The sequence below is a fragment of the Colwellia sp. RSH04 genome, assembly GCF_003545765.1.
GTDB lineage: Bacteria > Pseudomonadota > Gammaproteobacteria > Enterobacterales > Alteromonadaceae > Colwellia.
The window spans coordinates 42,146-63,341 of the sequence record NZ_QXIO01000002.1; the positions used below are offsets into that span (position 1 = coordinate 42,146).

Below are 21,196 nucleotides of genomic sequence, written 5' to 3' on the forward strand. Positions count from 1 at the left end.
TTATTAATATGAATTCATTTTAGAATTTATATTTTGCTTGTAAGTAAGCGAAACGACCTTGACCACTATGAACATTTACCGCAAAGCCCATAAAGTCATGATAAGCAAACGGCGGTTTTTCATTGGTTAAATTAGTTGCACCAATCGTTAATACCGTATTTTCAATACCAAAATAATTAATAGACGCATCAAGAGTCATCATAGAATCAACTTTTTTATTAAGTTTTAATGATGCTTCTTGTTCAAATGAATCAACATAGTTTAATGCCGCAGTTGCACTAAAGTCATTTAAAGTCCAATCTACCGAAGTTGTCCAGCGCATTTGAGGTTGTTCAAATCCACCTTCTTCTGTGCCTTTGTAGTCTTCAAAACTCAGTACATAGTTCATGACATAGCCAAATTTAAACATGCCAGATTCGGTATCTAAAGCATAGCGAATGTCTAAATCAATACCAGAAGTCTGCAAGTCACCTATATTTTGGAAACTATCATTTACTTGGATGACTTCACCCGGATCGCCTGCAATTGAAGTAGGGCGACGTTGAACAATACTTTGATCAAGACCAAAGTTATCCATAACAAATTGGGTATCTGAGTCAATAATGTCAGTAATGTCGTAGTTGTAATAATCAACAGAGAAGTTTAAATCTTCAGTAATATTATAAATAACACCTAAATTATAACTTTCTGACTCTTCAGGGCCTAAGTTTGGGTTACCCTCAAATACCGCGGTGTACTCTTGAGGTTCACACGCTCTATCTTGGTTTCCAATGGCAGCACATCGCATTGTATCTACTAGGTTAGGTGATTCATCTGTACGACCTAAACCTAATTGATGTAAAGAGGGCGCTCTAAATGCAGTACCATAAGAACCACGTAAACTTAAGTCTTCAGTTGGAGCCCATAAGAAGGATATTTTAGGATCGGTTGTTGTACCAAAGTCACTATATTCTTCATGTCGAACTGCAATTTGTACTTCTAAATTCTCGATAACAGGAATCGCTAACTCACCAAAGATAGCAAGGTTTTCACGTGAACCATTGGCTTGTGTTGCTTCAGTACCAAAAACTTCACCACGAAGGAATTGATCATCAGGGTTGTCGCTAATTGATTCTTCACGATACTCTGTACCAAGGGCTAACATCAGTTCACCATGTGTCATGTCCATTAACGCACCCGATACTTTAAAATCGAAAGATTTCATGGTTGATTTACCAACACGGGTGGTTGTTGTTTCAATATAATCTAACGCTTCTTGAGAGTTGCTTGAAGGTTCAAATGGGTCCCATAAGCCACTATCAATTGCTTCTTGAGTACGACGAGAATTTGGAAAACCATTAACACCACGCTCAACAGAAGAGCTCTTAATATAGCTATATGCTGCTTCCCAGCTCCACTCTTTAAATTCACCTTGTAAACCTAATATTGCACGATAATAATCAGAATCAACGCGCTTCTCACGATTACCTATATCAACGGTTCTACGACGCATGGTTAAATCTTGCATGTAAAACTCATCGTCAGGCATGTTAGCAAAAGGATGATTTACATTATCACCACTCATAAACAATTCATTAAAGCTTGGGCTACCAGCACCTCTAACCGTAGATTTAGAGTTTTGACCATTTAACTCAGCAAAAGCTCTGATGGTGTCATTAATTTCATATTTACCCATGTAATTCCAACTGAAGCGTTCAGCTGCAGGAATCATTGTCATATAAGGAGCATAATCATAACGACATAAATTGTTGGCCAAATCTTGATCTTCTGGTGCACATATATCGTTACCGTATAGATCGATACGTCTGTTAGAAGGGTCTGAGGCTAAAGCAATTGTACCAGGAATACCGGCAGAACTTCTAAAGTCGGTGGCATCTGGATCACCCGTTCTTGCAGCTTGGTTTGCTGTAGCAGAGAAGCTTCTATCGGAATACATTACTTCTTCTCTGTTAAAATACTCTAATACAAAGGTATGGTTGGTGTTATCGGTACTATTACCAAATACAAGGTTTATACTTTGTTCTTCACCACCACCATCAGCAGTATCGCCTATCTTTGCAGAAATCTCTGCACCATCAACGTCGTCTCTTAGTACAACGTTAATAACACCGGCGACCGCGTCAGAACCATAGGTTGCTGATGCACCATCTTTTAAAATATCAACCCGTTTAATCGCCGATAAGGGAATGTTATTAATATCAACAAATGCGGTATCTATGCCTTTAGCGAAAGGAGATACAGAGACTCTACGACCATTTATTAAGATTAATGTTGAATCTGCGCCAAGTCCACGTAATGAAACAGATGAACCACCGTTCGCTGTATCATCACTACTGTTTGCCTGAGTAGAAAAAGTGCCTTGACCAGAAATAGGTAATTTGGTGAATAAACTGATTAAATCAGTTACCCCTGTTTTTTGAATATCTTCCTGCGACAGACTCGTAACAGGTGAGGGACCTTCCATATTAGTGCGTTTAATGTGAGAACCCGTGATTTCGATTCTCTCTACGTCTTCAGCGGCGTAAGCAACAAAGCTATTAGATGCGAAAATAGCGGTTGTTATACTTAGTGCGAGTAGAGATTTATTCCTTCTAACATTCATCATTGAATATTTCCTATATTATTATGTTTTTGTTTTTTATTCCTAATTTATTCAACCAATAGTTATTGTTATAACTACTTGATGCTGCGATATAAATTAAAAGCGTAAAAGTTATAGCAAAAACTTCCATAACATGAAACAAATAAATATTTGCAAAAGGTAACGAAATGTGCGTTGTATAATGTATTAAATATTGCATTTGTTCAAAACGGATATTTAGATAAGTATTTTTCTATAAAAGTTATAAAGGTTGTCGTATTATTAAGCTTTTATAAAATAACAGAACAGATATGAAATCATTAGCCCTTGAACAGTTTTTATCAGAGTACTTAAAGCCTGAGTTAATAAAAGACTTTACCCCTAATGGATTGCAAATAGAGGGCAAGTCAGACATTCATAAAATTGTAACGGGAGTTACTGCCTCAAAAGCATTAATTGATAAAGCGATTAAAGAAAAAGCTGATGCGATTTTAGTGCACCATGGTTATTTTTGGAAAAATGAATCGTACGTTATCCGTGGAATGAAACACGATCGAATTAAATCATTGCTGTTAAATGATATTAATTTATTTGCTTATCACCTCCCTTTAGATATACACCCGGAAGTCGGAAATAATGCTCAATTAGCTAAATTATTAGGTATAACAAAGGTCGCTCCTTTAGAGGTTGGTAACCCTGTAAGTGTGGCCATGCAAGGACATTTCGATGAGAGTTTAACAGGACAATTCTTAAAAAGTTTATTAACTACAAAGCTCGACCGAGAATGTTTACATATTTCACCAGCAAGTGACAAAGACATTAAAACAGTTGCATGGTGTACTGGAGGCGGACAAGGGTATATAGAACTCGCAGCAGAGCAGGGTATAGATGCTTTTATTACGGGGGAAGTATCTGAACAGACAACGCATATTGCCCACGAGATGGATATTCATTTTTTTGCAGCAGGGCATCATGCGACAGAACGTTATGGGGTGAAAGCTCTAGGTGAATTACTGCATGAGAAATTTAATATTGAAGTTAAATTTATAGATATAGATAACCCTGTTTAAATCTGTTTGATGTATTAATTTAAAGCACTTAAACAATGAGTGCTTTTATCCATTGCACCGTTAAACCTAAGTATTCATACCAAGCTATTGATGTTTGTTCTAGCTTCTTACTACTGGGTACATAATATCCCCAATGTTTACTGCTGTTGATATCTTTCACCCAATACCCAGTTGGCGCTGCAATGGGCTGAACATGTTGGCTTAAAAAGTAACTTATAGCACGCGGCATATGGTTAGCGTTGGTTACTAGTATTGATGTAGTCCCTTGTATTCTAGGTGATATCAGTTGCGCCTCTTCTTCAGTATCTTTAGCGAAGTTTTCTTGTATTATTTTTTGTTCAGGTATACCCATTAAAACTAATGCTTCTTTAACTTTACTGGCATTACTGACTTCGTCGCTAAATGCATAGCCTGAAGTTATCACTCTTGCTTCGGGGTGTAACTTGTATAACCGAAAAGCTTCAACAGTTCTTTGCAATGAACACGTTGCTAACTCGCTTGTAGCGGGTAATAACGTTGTGGATGTATGATTACAACCTAATACAACAATATAGTCTACCTGCTTAGTTGATTGAATATAAACAGGGTATGATGACTCTAACGAATACATTAATCTATCTGATATTGGGGCAAATGCACAGACGAATAGTATAATTGCTGCTGACTTGATGTTAAATGAGCTGAACCTTGCTTTTCTTCGCTTAAAAATCAACCCGGTAATTAATAAAATAATCACAATGTTAATTGGCATCAATAATACTGTTAACACTTTCTTTATAAGAAATACATCTAGCATAAATAATTAAAGTTTCGTGAAAAAATGTATAATTTACTATATCAATAAATACCTAATCTAGCAGTGGTTTTTTACTTGAAATTGTATACGAAATAAGTAAATATGAGCGACACTATACTCTTACGGAGAATTTAGGTTGTAAACTTAACTAGTTTACTTTACCTATTCTGAACGTAATTTTAAAAAAATGGAATTATTATGAAATTATCTTTGATTTCTTTTACCGCAATTTTCACAGTTTCTTTATTAATATCCCCACTATCGGCGAAAGAATATAAAGACGCTCGAGTTTATAAATGGGTCGATAAAGATGGTGTAGTCCACTATAGCGATAAGCCTAACCCTCAAATTGAAAGTAGCGAAATAAAAGTACAAGCCAATAGCAATAACTTCGACTCTACGGGCGCTGAAAAGTGGCAGGAAGATTACAATAAAAATAAAGAAGTGAATAAAGAAGCACAAGATAAACTTGCAGTACAAAATGCGAAGAAGAAAGAGTTGTGTAATGGATTTAAGAGCGATTTAAATACACTGAAAAATATAGGGCGCATTGTCAATGTAGATGCTGACGGAAAGCAAACCTATATTTCTGAAGAAGACCGTACAGAGAAAATACAAGCCTTAGAAAAAAATATCAAAAAAATGTGTAAGTAGGCACCTTATCGATAGCTTGAAAGTTACCTTTATTGTTTTTATATTTAATAGACGTCTAAAAGGCTGTTGCTTTTATCGAAAATATAAGGTTTAATACCGCCGCGATTAAATTTAAGTAATTACTCAAGTTTAATCTGCACCAGAAGAGGTGCGGTAGCTAGGTAAATAACGTTATACCTTAGGGTATTTGGAACCACATTCTAATAAGCGTTATTGAGGGAGACTATCGCCGAGGGCATTGATATGTGTGGCATATCGTGTTCGGTCACTAAGGTTGAATCCTTAGGGCTGTCACCTAACGTAATTGTTTATATAACAAAAGGTGGAGAGCTTCTGGCTGAAAAAGTTTTAAAGTCTGTTTTTCAGGCTAGCTTACCAAACTGCTCAGTCATGCTCTTCCAATACTTTCGCTAATTATATCAAAGCAAAGTATATGTTAATTGGGAGAAAATTTTTGAATTCGAATAACCTATCTTTATCATCGTTAACTGTCGCGAAATTTGGCGGAACCAGTGTTGCCGATTATGCTGCTATGTTACGTTGTGCCAATATCATTAAGAATGATCCAAATACGCGTGTTGTTGTTGTTTCTGCGAGTGCTGGTGTAACTAACCATCTTGTGCGTTTAGGGCAAGAAAATGTCTCGTTAGAAGAGCAGCAGAGTATTATTCAAAGTATTGCCGCAATTCAGTTTAATATCACGCAAAACTTTAATGAAAATATTGAGCAAACCTTAAATCAGGCAATAAATACATTGTTAGATGAATTAGCACAAGTTGCCTTGTCTCAGTCAACGCAATATAGCGCTAAAAACGCAGATGCCATTCTGTCATATGGCGAACAGCTTAGCTCTCGTATTTTTGCTCAAGTTTTAAGAACCATCGATGTTGCAGGTGAATACTTTAATGTTCAGCAAGTGATGAAAACTAACAGTTTATACGGCAAAGCGGTTGTAGATGAGCAACAATTGAAGCAATCTTGTGAAGCATTGTTATTACCTAAGTTGCGTGAAAACGTGATAGTCACCCAAGGGTTTATTGGTCAAGATGGTTTAGGAAATACAACCACTTTAGGGCGTGGTGGCTCTGATTATAGCGCGGCATTATTAGCCGAAGCTTTAGGTAGTCATCGTCTTGCTATTTGGACTGACGTAGTGGGAATTTTTACTACCGACCCACGAATTACCAATCAAGCTAAAGCCATTAAAGAGATTAGTTTTGGTGAAGCTGCGGAAATGGCAACTTTTGGTGCAAAAATATTACATCCTGCAACACTTATACCCGCAATGCGTTGTAATATCCCTGTTTTTGTTGGCTCAAGTAAGGAGCCTGAAAAAGGGGGCACACAAATAAAGAAAAAAGTCGAATCTACACCGACTTATCGTTCAATAGCGCTACGAAGAGAGCAAACGCTAGTGACAGTTAAAAGTCCAGCGATGCTTCATGCTAGCGGTTTCTTAGCTCAGGTTTTTTCTATTCTGGCTAAATATGAGTTGAGTGTTGATTTAGTTACGACCAGTGAAATTAGTGTCGCGTTAACTTTTGATAACCCAAGTGGTAGTACACAGGCGTTAATTACGACTAGTGTCGTGGAAGAGTTGGAACAACTTTGTGAAGTCACTGTTGAGCACGGTTTATCATTAGTTGCCGTTATTGGCAATGGATTAAACAGTGCTAAAGGTATTGGTCAAACCATTTTTGAAACGATTAATGACACAAATATTCGATTAATTTGTCATGGTGCTAGTAGTAATAACTTATGTTTCTTAGTGAATGAACATGATGCAAGCGATGTGGTAGAAAAGCTTCATGATACGTTATTTGCTTAAATAAATTTTGCTACTTATAACAGTAAAAAGCCAATAAATTTTTTATTGGCTTTTTACTTTGAGCTCGGTTTAATGATTATTATAATATCGCTTCAATAGAGCTTGCTATGTTCTCGGGCTTTGTTGTTGGAGCAAACCTTTTGACGACTTTTCCTTCTTTATTGACCAAAAATTTTGTGAAATTCCATTTGATACTTTTAGAGCCAAGAATACCAGGAGCTTCTTCTTTCAAAAAGTTATAAAGCGGGTGCGTATTAACTCCGTTAACCTCTATTTTCGCAAATAAAGGAAACGAGATATTAAAATGCAAATCGCAAAATTGCTTTATTTCTTGATTATCACCTTTTTCCTGCTGTTTAAATTGATTACAAGGGAAAGCTAACACTTCGAAGCCTTTGGCTTTATATTGATCATATAGATTTTGTAATCCTTTATATTGTGGGGTGAAACCACATTCACTTGCGGTATTAACAATCAATAAAACGTGCCCTTTATATTGGTTAAAGTTTACTTCTTCATTTCGATAATTATTTGCCTTAAATTGATAAATATTATTCACGTTTTATCCTTATATGTTCTTTACATATATTCAATTTCCAAAAAAAAAGCACAGGGCGAAACCTAGGAATTGTTTATCTTTGTTGAAATATTAAAAAAGTTAAACACCGCTTTGCGCAAAAGTGTCGTTAACTCTAGAGCATATACTAAAACTTCAGTACACTTAAACAAATTTATTTGTCTTAAAAAGGTTGATCAAATGAAAGTTGCATTTGTTGGTTTAGGTGTTATGGGTTACCCAATGGCAGGACATCTTGCCAAGTCTGGTTTTGATGTGTGCGTATTTAATCGAAATTCTGAAAAAGCACGCGCTTGGCAACAAGAATTTGATGGTCGAAAAGCGAATACGCCAGCAGAGGCGGCTTTGGGCTGTGATATTGTTTTTTGCTGCGTAGGTAATGACGATGATGTAAGAGAAGTAACATTGGGCTCTCAAGGAATTTTAGCAGGGCTATCAGAGGGGTGTATTTTAGTCGATCACACAACAGCGTCAGCACACTTGGCTGAAGAATTAGGCGCACTGGCAGAAGCGCAAGGTAAATTCTTTTTAGATGCTCCCGTTTCTGGTGGACAAGCAGGAGCAGAAAATGGCGTTTTAACTGTTATGGTTGGTGGCGATAAAGCGGTATTTGAAAAAGTAAAACCTATCATGGCCTCATATGCCAAATTTAGTCAATTGATGGGAGGTATTGGGGCTGGGCAACTTGCTAAAATGGTAAACCAAATTTGTATAGCTGGAGTTGTTCAGGGGCTAGCTGAAGGATTTAGTTTTGCTAAAAAGGTAGGTTTGGATCCTGACGCTTTAGTTGAAACTATATCAAAAGGAGCTGCGGGCTCTTGGCAAATGGAAAATAGATATAAGACTATGTTTGCGAATGAATTTGACTTTGGCTTTGCTGTTGATTGGATGAGAAAGGATTTATCCATAGCTTTTGATGAAGCTGAAAAAAACAATGTTGAATTACCGATGACAAAAATGGTAGATAGTTTTTACCAAGAAATACAAGAAAATGGCGGTAATAGGTGGGATACCTCAAGTTTGATTTCTCGTTACAAATAGTTGATATATAAAATAATATGATACTTTTTTTGCAAAACTAAGACGTGTGTCTATACTTTTTTTTAGTACTGCATGTTTTTCAGTTATATTTTGTATTAAATTGCAATCTTGATATATTGTATATTTGTTGTACAATATAGCTGTTTGTAAATTTTTTTATTGTATTGAGACGGATTTCAATTGTGAGGTCCGTTATGTTGTTTAAACCTACCTATATATATCTTTTTTTGTTTTTCATGCTTTATCCTACTAAAGGATTTAGCGCAGAGTTATGCGGTGAAAAAACACTTGAAAGGCAAACCACTGTCATTGCAAATCAGAATTTCTGTCTCACTGATTATGGTCATTATTTAAAAGTAAATATTCCTTATCATAATAGTAATGTCACTATTACAACTTCTGGCGGAACTTTTGAAGGTACGCTAGATGCAACAATAAAGTTGTATTCTAATGAATCATGGGATAACGATAAACTTGAAGCCAGTGTTGATAACCCTAATAGTAATGACGAAACACTTTCGTTTATTTCTCCAGCAGGGATTCGTTACTTCTCATTAGGAGGAAATGTCAGTGAAATGACCTTATATGTTTCAGTGACTGGTGGTGATATCCCTGAACCTCTGGGCGATTTTATTGTATATGATACCAATGTCATTGTAGATATTCCTCCAGCAAGTTTGTCGTCTAAAACCGAATTTTCAGCGATTGTGAATGAAATTATAGCCGCACAGGAAAGTGATTATAGCGCTATTGCAGAAGCCAATCCTGGATCAATAATTGATGTTGCCCATGCTATTCATTATATGGCTTCGCTTGATGATATTAATGACAGTGACTTATTAGCATTACTCCCTTATGTGTACCCATATAGTTATAAATATTATTATATGCCAGATGAAGAGGCTGAAATCATCAGCACTGCACTAGTTGCTGTCGCTAAAATGTCAGACTTTATTAATGCAAGTGATGATTCTTCCACATTACACCAACTTTATTTAGATGCTTTATACCCCTTTGAATCTAGAACACATGGTCGTTTATATGCAGAACACCTTCCTCATATACTTGCGCTTATTCAATACTACTCATTACAAAGCAATCCTTATGGTTTGCCTAGCGCTACTGATACCTTGATTAAATTAATGTCTGACTTTAGAAACACTTTAGGTTATGGAGTGTCATCAATAAATCTAGCTGTTAATGATAATATGCTTGATACTTTATCTGTTATTAGATCTTTTGTTTTACTTGGTGAAACGTCTTTAGATAGACGCTGGTCGAGTGATTATGATTTAACTTGGTTCACATATTATTCATATTATCTTTTAGCCAATGTTTACATGATAGCCAATGATGATGCTCAACAAAGAATTGACGGTATTATTAAAGAAATTCATCAATCATTATCTTTAGAAGTTACTCAAGCATATTTAGAAGAGATGATATCAGATCATTTTATTACGCGTGCAAATAGAGAATGTACCAGTGAAGATCCGCTGTTTGGTTTTTGTAAAGAATTAGTGAAAGAAGAGGATATTTTAACTGTATCTTTCGCATGTAATAGTCAAGTGACTATTAGAGCACAAGACTCTATAACCAATGATGTGTTAACAAAGTCTTGCCAACAATTAAATGATCATGATATTAAATTTCATAATTTGATGAAAACGAATAATATTCCCGTAGATAATGATAATAATGACACCCTTGAAGTCGTAGTGTTCGCAAGCCCTGAAGAATACAATTTATATGCGGGTGATTTTTTTGGTATTAGTACTAATAATGGCGGAATCTATTTAGAAGGTACGTCAAGCAATGAAGGAAACCAAGCCAGATTTATTGCAATGCAATGTCCAGAATCTTGGGTTGGTAATTCATGTGAAGCTGAAAATGATATTTACAACTTGATTCATGAATATACCCATTATCTCGATGGAAGGTATATTAAAGCAGGTGATTATAATTACTATAATTATAATGTTGCTTGGGCAGAAGGCCTTTCGGAATACTTAGCCTTTGGTGATGATCACCCAAGAACTTTAAGAGATTCAGCTGGGCTTACCATTCCTCCGTTATATAACATATTGTTCATGTCGTATGGTTACGACAGCTTATATCAATGGAGTTATTTTGCCATTAGATATTTGATGGAGAGTTACCCTGAAGATATTCAAACGCTCATTAGCGTAATGCAATCAGGCGATAAAGAACTATATATTGAAACTTTAAAAGCGATTAGTGATAAAAGCTCAGCTGGTTTTGAAGACTATGTTCTATCTGTTTCAAATACGACAGCGCCCATTGCAGCTAACATACCTGAAAGTAATCAACTAGGACAATGCACGCTAGAACAACAGTATGTACGTGCGTATAATTCACCAGCGGTTGATTTGGTTACCATAACTAATACCACTAAATTACCGATTTCTCTGTTTTGGATAAACAATACGACAGGGGTTGTTAATAGCTCAAAGAATTATCAAACGTTATTACAAGGAGAAAGTTTTACCTCAACATTTTGGAGTCAAAATGATCGTATGATGCTAGTTGACAGTAATAGAAACTGTCTTGCTGTTGCGGTATTAACTGATGCGGTAAATAATTATACGATTACACAAGAGATAACAAAAAATGTAATTGAAGAAGTATTACCAGAGCAAAATAATCTGGGGAGCTGTGACTTAATGAAGCCACATATTCCTAAAACGACATCTCATGATTTTGCTATCACCAATACGACTAATTATCCTGTTCATATTTTTAGAGTAAATGATCTGACCGGGGAGCCTATCTATAGTAATAAATATGCTACGTTGGCCTATGGGGAAAGTTACCGTGCTGATTTTTGGTATGGAAATAGACGTGTAATGGTAGCTGATGCAAGGTTAAATTGCCTTGCCGTTGGTGTTACCAATTATACAGAATCAGATTTTGTTATTGAAGAGAGTCATATTGTTGATGCGGCAGAGCCAGAAGTGTTACCCGAAGATAATGCCATTGGTAGTTGTGAGTTATTAGAGAAACACCTTATCAGTGATGAATCGTCTCAATTTTCAATTGTGAACAACTCAGAAACAACGATGAACTTATATAGAGTCGATAATTTAACAGGAGAAATTATAACCGACTTTTTATATGCGACATTAAAACAAGGTGAAAGTTTTGAAGCTGATTATTGGTATAACTTAAGACGATTAGTATTAACCACTGAAAATAACGAATGTTTAGGCGTTGGCTTATTATCATCTGTTACTTTATCAAATGAATTCACTGTTACAGCGTCTACTTTTGATAGGGATGAAGATGGTGTTTTAGACATTAATGATGTTTTCCCTGATGACCCCAGTGAGAGTAAAGATTCAGATGGTGATGGCGTAGGGGATAATGCTGATGTTTTTCCACATGATCCAACAGAAACTAAAGACTCAGACGGTGATGGTGTAGGTGATAATGCCGATGCTTTTCCAAATGATGCAACAGAAACTAAAGATTCAGACGGTGATGGTGTAGGTGATAATGCCGATGCCTTTCCTCTAGATCCTAAAGAAACTCATGATACTGATGGAGATGGCGTTGGTGACAACCGAGATGTATTTCCCGAGGACCCATCTGAGCATAGTGACATGGATAGAGATGGCGTCGGTGATAACGCAGATGCTTTCCCACTTGATGCAACAGAAACTATGGATAGTGATGGAGATGGTGTCGGTGATAATAGTGACGCCTTCCCAAATGATGCTACTGAGACTAAAGACTCAGACGGTGATGGTGTAGGTGATAACGCTGATGCGTATCCATATAATGCATTGAGAACAGATTCAAGTGTGAACAATAGTTCAGCTGGTAGCTTTAATATAATGATGCTATTAGTTCTTATACTGAGTATTTGTCGAAGAAAAGCAAAGATGAAGGTTAAAGGTTAATACTTAAAGTTAACTTGTTATGAAGAGAAAGCCAGTATTAATACTGGCTTTTTAAATTTTTTACTGTTGAATATATTCGTATAATGCTTTTAAAATTAATAGTTTTTCATTATCTTCTTCATGCTCATGAGCAAGGTTTTCAATTTTCATCATAAACTCATCAGCACTCAGTATTCCTTTTCCACCATACATAATTTTATTTTGGCAATATTGTTGCCACTTTTGTCCTTCCTCAACAGAAAGTGTGTGTGGGTAGTTCCGTGCCCTGAACCTGAATAAAAGTGTAGTTAATCTTTCGTCTTCAAAAGTAAAGGGGTGTGAAGCCAGTTGTTCAGGCTGTAGTGAATGCAAAATATCCATTTGGGCTTTATCTCCATGACTAAAGAATTTCCCCCCGTAAAGTGCTTGTTCAGCATCAACCTTTGCTTCATTATCAAAAGCACTAGTTGTAAATATATCGCTTAGCTTTTCCCTTAGTTCAGAGTGTTTTTTCAGTAAAGCAAAGTTTTTAAGACAGTATTCACGAGGTATTGTCAGCCTTTCTGCATTCTCTGGTAATAATGTTTTAGCCGGCGCAACAATAGGACATTTATTAATATGTATTAGCTTAATAGGTATTGGGAGTTCATCTGGTGCTAAATCATCATAACGGGTATAAAGTCTGGCTTTGAGTTCTTCGCTTGTTAAATCAAATAAAGGGCTAATATCCCTTGCTAAATCGACACAAATTACCGCATTCTTATTAACGGGATGATAACTTATTGGTGAAAACCAGCTCGTACAACCATGTTCAGATGAAATTTTAGATGAGGTATGAACAATGGGTGTCATTTCAGCTACGTTTAATAAATCAGCAACTTGTTTTTTATTTCGCAAATTAAAAATAAATTCATAGAGTTTAGGTTGTTTATCTTTAATCAACTTAGCCATAGCAATGGTAGCGTAAACATCACTCATAGCATCATGTGCTGCTTCATGAGCAATACCATTGGCTTTAGTTAATAATTCAAGCCTAAAGCTAACACGCTCTTCACCTGTTTCTTCATTCATTACCGTTGGCCAATTAATGCCTTCGGGTCTCAGCGCATAACAAGCACGAACCATATCAATAATATCCCAACGACTGTTTCCATTTTGCCACTCTCTGGCGTAAGGATCATAAAAATTGCGATAAAACAAATACCTTGTTACTTCATCATCAAAACGGATATTGTTGTAACCAGCAACACAGGTATTAGGCTGACTAAAAAGTTCGTGAATTTTTGCTGCAAAATCCGATTCATTTAAACCGTTCATTTGAGCGTGTTGAGGTGTTATGCCTGTAACCATACAAGCCTCAGGATGTGGCAGATAATCTTTAGGTGGCTGACAGTAGAACATCTCTGGCTCGCCAATAATATTTAATTCAAGATCGGTGCGAATACCTGCAAACTGGGAAGGCTTATCAAACTTAGGTGATACTCCCCAAGTTTCATAATCGTGCCAGAGGATGGTACTGTTCATTTTGTTCAAACTATCTTCCTACTTTACGAAATAATTTTAAATATTGTTGTGTTAATAATGATTATCTGAGGAATTATCAGACATCACAATATTTATTACCATCTATTTAAATTTTGTTATTTATTACTATGATGAATTTGTAATAAAAATTAACTATTCAATAGCTAACTTCAGTTGATATCATGTTAATATCTTTTGAGATTATCTTTTCAGGTTACTAATAAATAACACTATGTCTTTGCTTATCATTTATCTTCTCGTTGCTATTGGCGTTTCATTTCTTTGCTCAATTTTAGAAGCAGTGTTGCTGTCAGTAACGCCTACCTATGTTGCGCAAAAAGTCGCGGCTAAAGCGAGAGGTTCACAAATGCTCTCTAAGATCAAAGGTAACTTAGATCAATCAATTTCAAGTATCCTTATATTAAATACTTTCGCTCATACTATGGGGGCTGCTGGTGTCGGAGCACAGGCGATTAAACTATTTGGAGAGCAAAAAGAAACACTTATTGCATTTTTGCTTACCTTAGCAATTTTGTACTTCTCTGAAATTATTCCGAAAACACTAGGCGCTACTTTTTGGCGAACATTAGCCATTCCATCGGCTTACATAATTTCTATATTAATAAAATTAGTGTATCCGCTAGTATGGCTTTCCTCTTTACTCACTCAATTATTTAGTAAAAAAGGGCAACCAATAAATAGTCGAGAAGAGTTAAAAGCACTAACAGCAATCAGTAAAAAATCAGGTAACTTAGATAACCAAGAAAGCCTGTTGTTAGAAAATATTCTTCAAATGCGTGATACAAAAACACAAGAGATTTTAACGCCTAGAAGCGTTGTTCATGCTTTAGAACACAATGTTAGTATTAATGATGCGATTACCAATATTAAAACGGCTAATTTTACGCGTATACCTATCTATGAAGATTCAATTGATAACATTACAGGCGTAATTATTAAAAATCATTTATACGAAGCTGATAGGCAAGGGAAAGGAAAAGATACCATTTGTACTATTTCAACTAAAATTGGCCGTGTTTCTGAAAGCCTTCCTGTATTAGTTCTATTAGATTTATTTATAAAACGCCATGAACATATCTTTGTTGTAGAAGATCATTTTGGTCAAACTGCTGGTGTAGTTACATTAGAAGATGCGATTGAAACATTTTTAGGCCGAGAAATAGTTGACGAAACGGATGAAGTGGCAGACTTACAAAAACTCGCTAAATCTAAATATAGAAAAAAATTAAAAAAAGAAAAATCTAATAGTTCTGATTAATAGCAAAAGATTGACTATGTCAGAATAACCATTTTAATAATGTAAGTTCCCTAGGTAACTTAGTATTTTGTAAATTAAAGAGAGTATTGATTATGAACCCTATCTTACAAGTGTTAAAAGAGCAAAATGTGTCAGATGAAAAAGTAACTGAACTTTTTCAGGCGCTAACGGACAACCCAATGATGGCCATGTCGTTGATTGGTGAACTTGGCATTCCTGCAGAGAAATTACAAGCTTTAATGGGGTTAGTTATGACACAGCCTCAGTTGATTAAAGAAGCTGTTGAAGAATTAGGCTTAGATTTTTCAAAAGTAGAAGCAGCCAAAGAAAAATTAAATAATCCGTAAGTATAGTTTTTTATCAATAAAACAATAAATTGAAAGAGTACTTTTAGTCTAATGCAAAATTTAATAAATAAACTAGTTCAGGAACCAGAGCAAGTCAGCTTTAAAGAAGTTATTGACGTCATAGAAAAGCATTATGATTATGTTGGCAGTGATTTTAGTAATGGCACATTACATAATGATAAAGGGACAAATGAAGGTTCTTGTAAAATTTTTTATTTTGCAAAACTCAATAATCTGTCAGAACAACAAACATTAGCATGCTTTGGTGACTACTATCGTAAAGATGTATTACAAAATGCTGAGGGAAATGACCACGGTAATATTCGTAATTTTATGAAAACTGGCTGGGCTGGCGTTACATTTGATTCGATACCTCTCATTGTGAAGTAATGTTTCTTATTAACGACTTTTGTATACACAATTTATAACGAATAACGAATAACGAATAACGAATAACGAATAAATAGAATAATAAAAGGAAAATCATGAAACATATGTTAAGTAAGTATCAAATTCTTCTGCCGATATGCTTGGTCATCTTTTTGTCTGCTTGCTGCGGACCTGATCTAGCAATAAAGCGAGTACAGCAGTTTATAGCCTCTCAAAATATTGATAAAACTGATGCCAAATGGAAAACAAAATTAACGAAGCCAGAACTGTTACCCTTTACAGAAGGAAAAACATATTTTTGGAACTTAGAAACTAGTGCAGGCATCATGAAAATTAGGCTATTGCATAAAGATGCGCCTATGCACGTTTCAAGTACTATTTATTTATCGAAACTCGGTTTTTATGATGATTTAACCTTTCATCGGGTTATTCCAGGATTTATGGCGCAAGGTGGAGACCCACTTGGAAATGGTCGCGGTAACCCAGGCTACAGGTATGCTGGTGAGTTTGATGGTAAAGCACGACATACAAAAGCAGGGATGTTAAGTATGGCAAATGCAGGCCCTAATACAGATGGTAGTCAGTTCTTTATTACTTTTAAACCAACAACATTTTTAGATGGTAAACATACTGTATTTGGTGAAGTTACCCAAGGATTAGAAACAACATTGCAAGCGATTGAAAAACTTGGAAGTAGAAGAGGAAAGCCTACACAAGAAATAAAAATAATCAAAGCAACTATTCTCGTTGAAGATGAAGTGCAGGATAAAGAGTAAACAATTCACTACATAGTTTTATACTCTTGTACAAATAATAATTAATTTATGATTGCATATTGGGTTCTATGTTAATATATTGTTACCATTATTAAGTTGTGTTTTATGTTGTAGCATGTATTTAAAATTTATTCGAAAAAATATATTATCAAATGATATTTGTACTCTAGCGTTATTTACTAACAATTTTTCTAAAAAAGTATGTTTAGGTTTAGCGCTATTACCTCTTATTGCTAGTTTCACTATAAAAGCTCAAACCATCGAAGTGTTAACTGAGCATTTACCGCCATTTCAACAATTAAATGACGATGGTTCAATAGGTGGATATGCCACTGAAGTGATTCATCGTCTATTTGAAATAACGAAAGATGAAGCCAATATTAAGGTTGTGCCGTGGGCAAGGGCCTATGATAGAGCGCTCAATGAAAAGAACATCTTAATTTATTCAATTTCTCATACAGAAAGCAGACATGAACAATTTCATTGGGTTGGTGCTTTAAGGTATGAGCAATTTCATTTCTGGGGCTTAAACACTAACTTTTCACAACCTATTAGTGACCTTCAACAGTTGAAGAATATTTCTGTTGCTGCAACGAATGAACACAATTCTGAACAGTACTTAACTCAAAAGGGATTTAATAATGTTTATCGGGTTGTGAACAATGATCAACCAATACAAATGTTATTTAATCACCGAGTAAATATGGTGTTAGGTAATAGCCTTATAATAAAAAGACAAGCACTTGATTTAGGTTTCCAAGACAGTTTGTTAATGCCTATTGCTAGTGCTCCTGCGCTTGATAATTCCCTTGATATTGCATTAAGTAAAAAATCTGACCCTGCCTTAGTTAAACGATTTAAACTCGCTTTTAAACAATTAAAAGATAGTGGTGAATTAGATAAGATTAAAACGAAATGGCAAATCAATGATGATGGTTTACTGTAATCAGTCTTTATTTTTAGGTTTAACTTAATGAATTTCATTAACGTAAATGATGATTATTCGCTCAGTATACAAACAATCGAAAAACCACTTTTAGCACCTGACGAGTGTCTAATAAAAGTTGCAGCAATAGGCGTTAATCGTGCTGATTTATTGCAAAGACAAGGTAAATACCCGGCGCCTAATGGGGAGTCGACCATTTTAGGATTAGAAGTCTGCGGAACTATCGTTGCGATTGGCTCATCTGTTAATCCATCAAACTTTAAAACTGGTAGCCTTATTTTTTGTTTAGTCCCAGGCGGTGGTTATGCTGAGTATGTGAAAGTTAAAGCTGAGCATTTATTACCCTTACCGAAAGACTTTACCGTAATTGAAGGAGCCGCTATTGCTGAAGTGTTTTTAACTGCTTATCAAAGCTTGTTCTTACTTGGTGATATTAAATCTATTATCCACGATAAAAAGAAAGTTAATAAACAATGTCATGTATTGATACATGCTGGCGCAAGTGGTGTGGGTACGGCAGCTATACAGTTAGCTAAAGCACTTGGATGTAATGTAACAGTGACGGCTGGGAGCGATACTAAAGTTAAAGCGTGTCTTTCGTTAGGTGCTGATCATGCCATAAACTATCATAAAAATGATTTTGTACTTTGGAGCAAAGAGCATTATCGAAATGGTTATGATGTCATCTTAGATGTTGTCGGTGGTAATTACCTACAAAAAAATATTGCTGTCTGCGCACTTGATGGTTGTATTGTTATGCTAGCAATGCTTGGAGGTCGCTATAGTGATCCTGTAGATATAGCTAAGTTATTAAGTAAAAGAATTACCATTAAGGCCTCGACATTAAGAAATCGTTCTGACGATTATAAATCAGCACTCATAAAAGCATTTAAAAACGATTTTATGTCGCTGTTGGCTGATAAAAAGATTAAGCCTGTTATAGATACTTGCTATGCGTGGCAAAAGGTCGAACAGGCACATGATAAACTTCAAAGTAATCAAACTATAGGTAAAGTGGTACTTACTTTACCTTAGCTCTTTGACGGCTTCTTAAATATAGATGTGATTAAGGTTTGGGCAAAAACAAGAATAGCCCCTAGAGTAAAGCCTATTATTAAATCAATGAGTATCGGGGTCATTATTTTCAGCGTATTACCTATCATTGGTATGTTAACAACATTATCACTTAGTAAGTTGATATAAGGGGCTATTATGTGGATACCATGGCTTATCAATGAACCACCTACTAGCCACATTGCAATAGTTCCAGCTATGGCCAAAAACTTCATAAGTTTTGGGGCAAAGCTAAGCATAACTCTACCCAATTGACGCTTAAATTTAGACCAAAGGTTTATCCCATTATCTTTTAATAACCTTAAGCCACCATCATCAATTTTTACAATACCAGCGACTAAGCCATAAACACCAACTGTCATTGCTAACGCAATAAAAGCTAAAACGATAATCTGCATTCCAATAGGTTTATCAGTTATCGTCCCTAGGGCGATAATTATAATTTCAGCAGATAAGATAAAGTCAGTTCTAATCGCACCTTTAATTTTTTCTTTTTCAAACTCTTGAATATCAACTTGAGTATCTTTAAGTGCAGCGACTAAATTTTTATGATCTTTTTGTACTTCATCTTTATGGACAAATTTATGCCAAACTTTTTCGAACCCTTCATAGCAAAGATAAGCACCTCCGATCATTAATAATGGTGTTATCAAAATGGGTAAAAAATAGCTTAACAACAGTGCGATAGGTACTAGTATAAACTTATTAATCAGTGAACCTTTAAATACAGCCCATACCACAGGTAACTCTCTATCTGCCTTTATACCGCCAGAAAGTTGTTCAGCATTAACGGCTAAGTCATCACCAAGTACTCCTGCGGTTTTTTTTGCTGCTACTTTCGATAACACCGCAACATCATCGAGTATAAGTGCAATATCGTCTAGTAAAGTGAGTAAACTAGCTCCTGCCATTATTATTTCCTGCTGATAAATTAAAGTAAATTAATCAATACTATATGAATCAAGGCTTACTTGGTCAATGACTATTGACTATTAGAGCGTCTTAAAAAAGTAGGACGTGAAATTTTGTGAAGAAGTAAAAATTTCAAGAAAACAAGTGCAATAACACTAAAACTACCACCTGAACTATACACTACTTCAGATTCATAAACGTGATCGTACTCTTCACTCTCTAACGGTAGCGCATACAGTGCGTTGTTATCATCAGAATTATAGCTAACGACTAACTCATCATAATCAGCATCGTATAAATCAATCAGTACATCATATTCACCTGAGACAAAGCCTTGCTGTAAGGTTGTTTTTACTTCAAACTCATCTTCTTCAGATTGACCATATAGCGTAAATATGTCGGTTGAATAGTAATGAATCCAAGGTCCTCCGTTATGACTTAAGTAAAGCTCGGCATAAACATTGGCGTAATTAATATAGTCGACTGGGTAATAATCTGCGTCAAAGATTATTGAGAAGCTTTGGTAATATCCATCATAATCTACATCTGTTAATAAATAGCTGAAGGCATCATAAATACTATAACTATCATGATAAAAACTGTTGGACCGGGCATTTACCGATAGGTTATAGCGGCTTTTATTATCTTCTTTGTTTTCTATTACGTTATTACTAATAACTTTAGAGAGAGATTTTAGTCTTAAATGTTCTTCTCGGGTAAGCCCACTGTAGCTACTATTATCTTTGTTAAGTCTTTTTGTTGTAACTAAGACATCAGTGTTGTTAATTTGTCTTTTAAAGCTACCTTGCGAGTTAACTTTTATCGTTGTGCTATCAATTATATTTTGTTGTTCATGTGATAGTACTAATGACTCAGCATTTACGTTGGTTGTTAAGTACATTAATAACATTGTGGTGGTAAAGGTTTTTGCAAGTAAATTAATCATATTAATACCTAAAAGCTATTTGAAGTAGATATGAGTTAATCATGACTAAACTGAATAAAAGCTGAACATAATAAAGTACAGTATTATATTCAGTTAATGTTCATCTACAAGATGCTTTAATAAGTCATCAACAATTATTGTAAATAACTTATATAAGTTAACTTTCTTTAGCTTGGTTGATCTTTTACACTAGCTTGATACGTTAAGTTCTTTAAGGAGGTGTAGATGAAACAAGTTGTGCAAAATAGTTATGTTGTTTTAATACTTTTATCCTGTTTTGTTTGTTCTTCTTTTTCACACGCTTTTAACGCAAATACTTTTGCTATGGGCGTTCAAGCTGAAAGTTCTGGCAATCAGTCAAAAAAATATGTGATTAAGAATACTCAACATGCTGCAAAAGTCGTGAAAAGCGCTTACGGCGGTAAAGTGTTAAAAGTAAAAAAACTGAATAGTAAAAATAGCCTTGCGTATCGGGTAAAATTAGTTCGAGAAAATGGTCATGTTATTTCAGTCGTTGTTGATGCAAAGTCAGGTCGAATAAAAGGTAAATAAT

Annotated in this window: 18 protein-coding genes and 1 riboswitch; of the genes, 12 read left to right on the forward strand and 6 right to left on the reverse strand. The window is 35.3% G+C overall.

Annotated elements, in window-relative coordinates:
- Positions 1–19 precede the first annotated feature (19 nt).
- Positions 20–2,605 carry a TonB-dependent siderophore receptor gene (locus tag D1094_RS03705; protein ID WP_259337809.1) on the reverse strand — a complete coding sequence of 862 codons (2,586 nt, stop codon included), beginning with the start codon at positions 2,603–2,605 and terminating at the stop codon, positions 20–22.
- Positions 2,606–2,892: 287 nt separating this feature from the next.
- On the opposite strand from D1094_RS03705, the gene D1094_RS03710 reads away from it, so the two are divergent.
- Positions 2,893–3,651 (forward strand): Nif3-like dinuclear metal center hexameric protein, encoded by a 759-nt coding sequence (locus tag D1094_RS03710; RefSeq protein ID WP_118958760.1) that lies wholly within the window; start codon positions 2,893–2,895, stop codon positions 3,649–3,651.
- 28 nt (positions 3,652–3,679) lie between these two features.
- Here the strand turns inward: D1094_RS03710 and D1094_RS03715 are convergent, their stop codons facing one another.
- Positions 3,680–4,402 (reverse strand): ElyC/SanA/YdcF family protein, encoded by a 723-nt coding sequence (locus tag D1094_RS03715; protein ID WP_259337810.1) that lies wholly within the window; start codon positions 4,400–4,402, stop codon positions 3,680–3,682.
- 243 nt (positions 4,403–4,645) lie between these two features.
- Here D1094_RS03715 and D1094_RS03720 point away from each other — a divergent pair, with 243 nt between their 5' ends.
- Entirely contained in the window at positions 4,646–5,101 is a 456-nt protein-coding gene (locus tag D1094_RS03720) for a DUF4124 domain-containing protein (protein WP_118958762.1), read from the forward strand.
- Between the two features lie 135 nt (positions 5,102–5,236).
- Positions 5,237–5,442, forward strand: a riboswitch (Lysine riboswitch).
- Between the two features lie 113 nt (positions 5,443–5,555).
- On the forward strand, positions 5,556–6,929 hold the full coding sequence (lysC, locus tag D1094_RS03725) for a lysine-sensitive aspartokinase 3 (RefSeq protein ID WP_404851440.1): 1,374 nt from the start codon (positions 5,556–5,558) through the stop codon (positions 6,927–6,929).
- Positions 6,930–7,008: 79 nt separating this feature from the next.
- Here lysC and D1094_RS03730 read toward each other — a convergent pair whose 3' ends face one another.
- Positions 7,009–7,488 (reverse strand): glutathione peroxidase, encoded by a 480-nt coding sequence (locus D1094_RS03730; protein ID WP_118958764.1) that lies wholly within the window; start codon positions 7,486–7,488, stop codon positions 7,009–7,011.
- 174 nt (positions 7,489–7,662) lie between these two features.
- On the opposite strand from D1094_RS03730, the gene D1094_RS03735 reads away from it, so the two are divergent.
- Together D1094_RS03735 and D1094_RS03740 are read left to right on the forward strand one after the other, a co-directional pair.
- Positions 7,663–8,547 (forward strand): NAD(P)-dependent oxidoreductase, encoded by an 885-nt coding sequence (locus D1094_RS03735; protein WP_259337830.1) that lies wholly within the window; start codon positions 7,663–7,665, stop codon positions 8,545–8,547.
- Between the two features lie 236 nt (positions 8,548–8,783).
- Positions 8,784–12,470 (forward strand): collagenase, encoded by a 3,687-nt coding sequence (locus tag D1094_RS03740; protein ID WP_182440092.1) that lies wholly within the window; start codon positions 8,784–8,786, stop codon positions 12,468–12,470.
- Between the two features lie 60 nt (positions 12,471–12,530).
- Here D1094_RS03740 and sbcB read toward each other — a convergent pair whose 3' ends face one another.
- Entirely contained in the window at positions 12,531–13,973 is a 1,443-nt protein-coding gene (sbcB, locus tag D1094_RS03745; RefSeq protein WP_118958766.1) for an exodeoxyribonuclease I, read from the reverse strand.
- A gap of 232 nt (positions 13,974–14,205) precedes the next feature.
- On the opposite strand from sbcB, the gene D1094_RS03750 reads away from it, so the two are divergent.
- The 6 genes from D1094_RS03750 to D1094_RS03775 all read left to right on the forward strand — a co-directional run bounded on the left by D1094_RS03750 (position 14,206) and on the right by D1094_RS03775 (position 18,746).
- Positions 14,206–15,252, forward strand: coding sequence for a CNNM domain-containing protein (locus D1094_RS03750; RefSeq protein WP_118958767.1), 1,047 nt, complete (start codon positions 14,206–14,208; stop codon positions 15,250–15,252).
- A gap of 92 nt (positions 15,253–15,344) precedes the next feature.
- Positions 15,345–15,599, forward strand: a complete 255-nt coding sequence (locus D1094_RS03755) for a DUF2999 family protein (protein WP_118958768.1) — start codon at positions 15,345–15,347, stop codon at positions 15,597–15,599.
- Between the two features lie 51 nt (positions 15,600–15,650).
- Complete coding sequence (locus tag D1094_RS03760) at positions 15,651–15,989, forward strand: HopJ type III effector protein (RefSeq protein ID WP_118958769.1); 339 nt, start codon at positions 15,651–15,653, stop codon at positions 15,987–15,989.
- Positions 15,990–16,084: 95 nt separating this feature from the next.
- Positions 16,085–16,765 carry a peptidylprolyl isomerase gene (locus D1094_RS03765; RefSeq protein WP_259337811.1) on the forward strand — a complete coding sequence of 227 codons (681 nt, stop codon included), beginning with the start codon at positions 16,085–16,087 and terminating at the stop codon, positions 16,763–16,765.
- Positions 16,766–16,880: 115 nt separating this feature from the next.
- Positions 16,881–17,711, forward strand: coding sequence for an ABC transporter substrate-binding protein (locus D1094_RS03770; protein WP_118958770.1), 831 nt, complete (start codon positions 16,881–16,883; stop codon positions 17,709–17,711).
- Between the two features lie 27 nt (positions 17,712–17,738).
- Complete coding sequence (locus D1094_RS03775; RefSeq protein WP_118958771.1) at positions 17,739–18,746, forward strand: NAD(P)H-quinone oxidoreductase; 1,008 nt, start codon at positions 17,739–17,741, stop codon at positions 18,744–18,746.
- Here D1094_RS03775 and D1094_RS03780 read toward each other — a convergent pair.
- Both D1094_RS03780 and D1094_RS03785 read right to left on the reverse strand, forming a co-directional pair.
- Positions 18,743–19,696 (reverse strand): DUF808 domain-containing protein, encoded by a 954-nt coding sequence (locus D1094_RS03780; protein ID WP_118958772.1) that lies wholly within the window; start codon positions 19,694–19,696, stop codon positions 18,743–18,745. The two genes, D1094_RS03775 and D1094_RS03780, sit on opposite strands and share 4 nt — an antisense overlap.
- 71 nt (positions 19,697–19,767) lie before the next feature.
- On the reverse strand, positions 19,768–20,643 hold the full coding sequence (locus D1094_RS03785) for a choice-of-anchor H family protein (protein WP_118958773.1): 876 nt from the start codon (positions 20,641–20,643) through the stop codon (positions 19,768–19,770).
- 225 nt (positions 20,644–20,868) lie between these two features.
- Here D1094_RS03785 and D1094_RS03790 point away from each other — a divergent pair, with 225 nt between their 5' ends.
- Positions 20,869–21,195: a PepSY domain-containing protein gene (locus tag D1094_RS03790; protein WP_118958774.1), complete on the forward strand. Its 327-nt coding sequence runs from the start codon at positions 20,869–20,871 to the stop codon at positions 21,193–21,195.
- Position 21,196 lies beyond the last annotated feature (1 nt).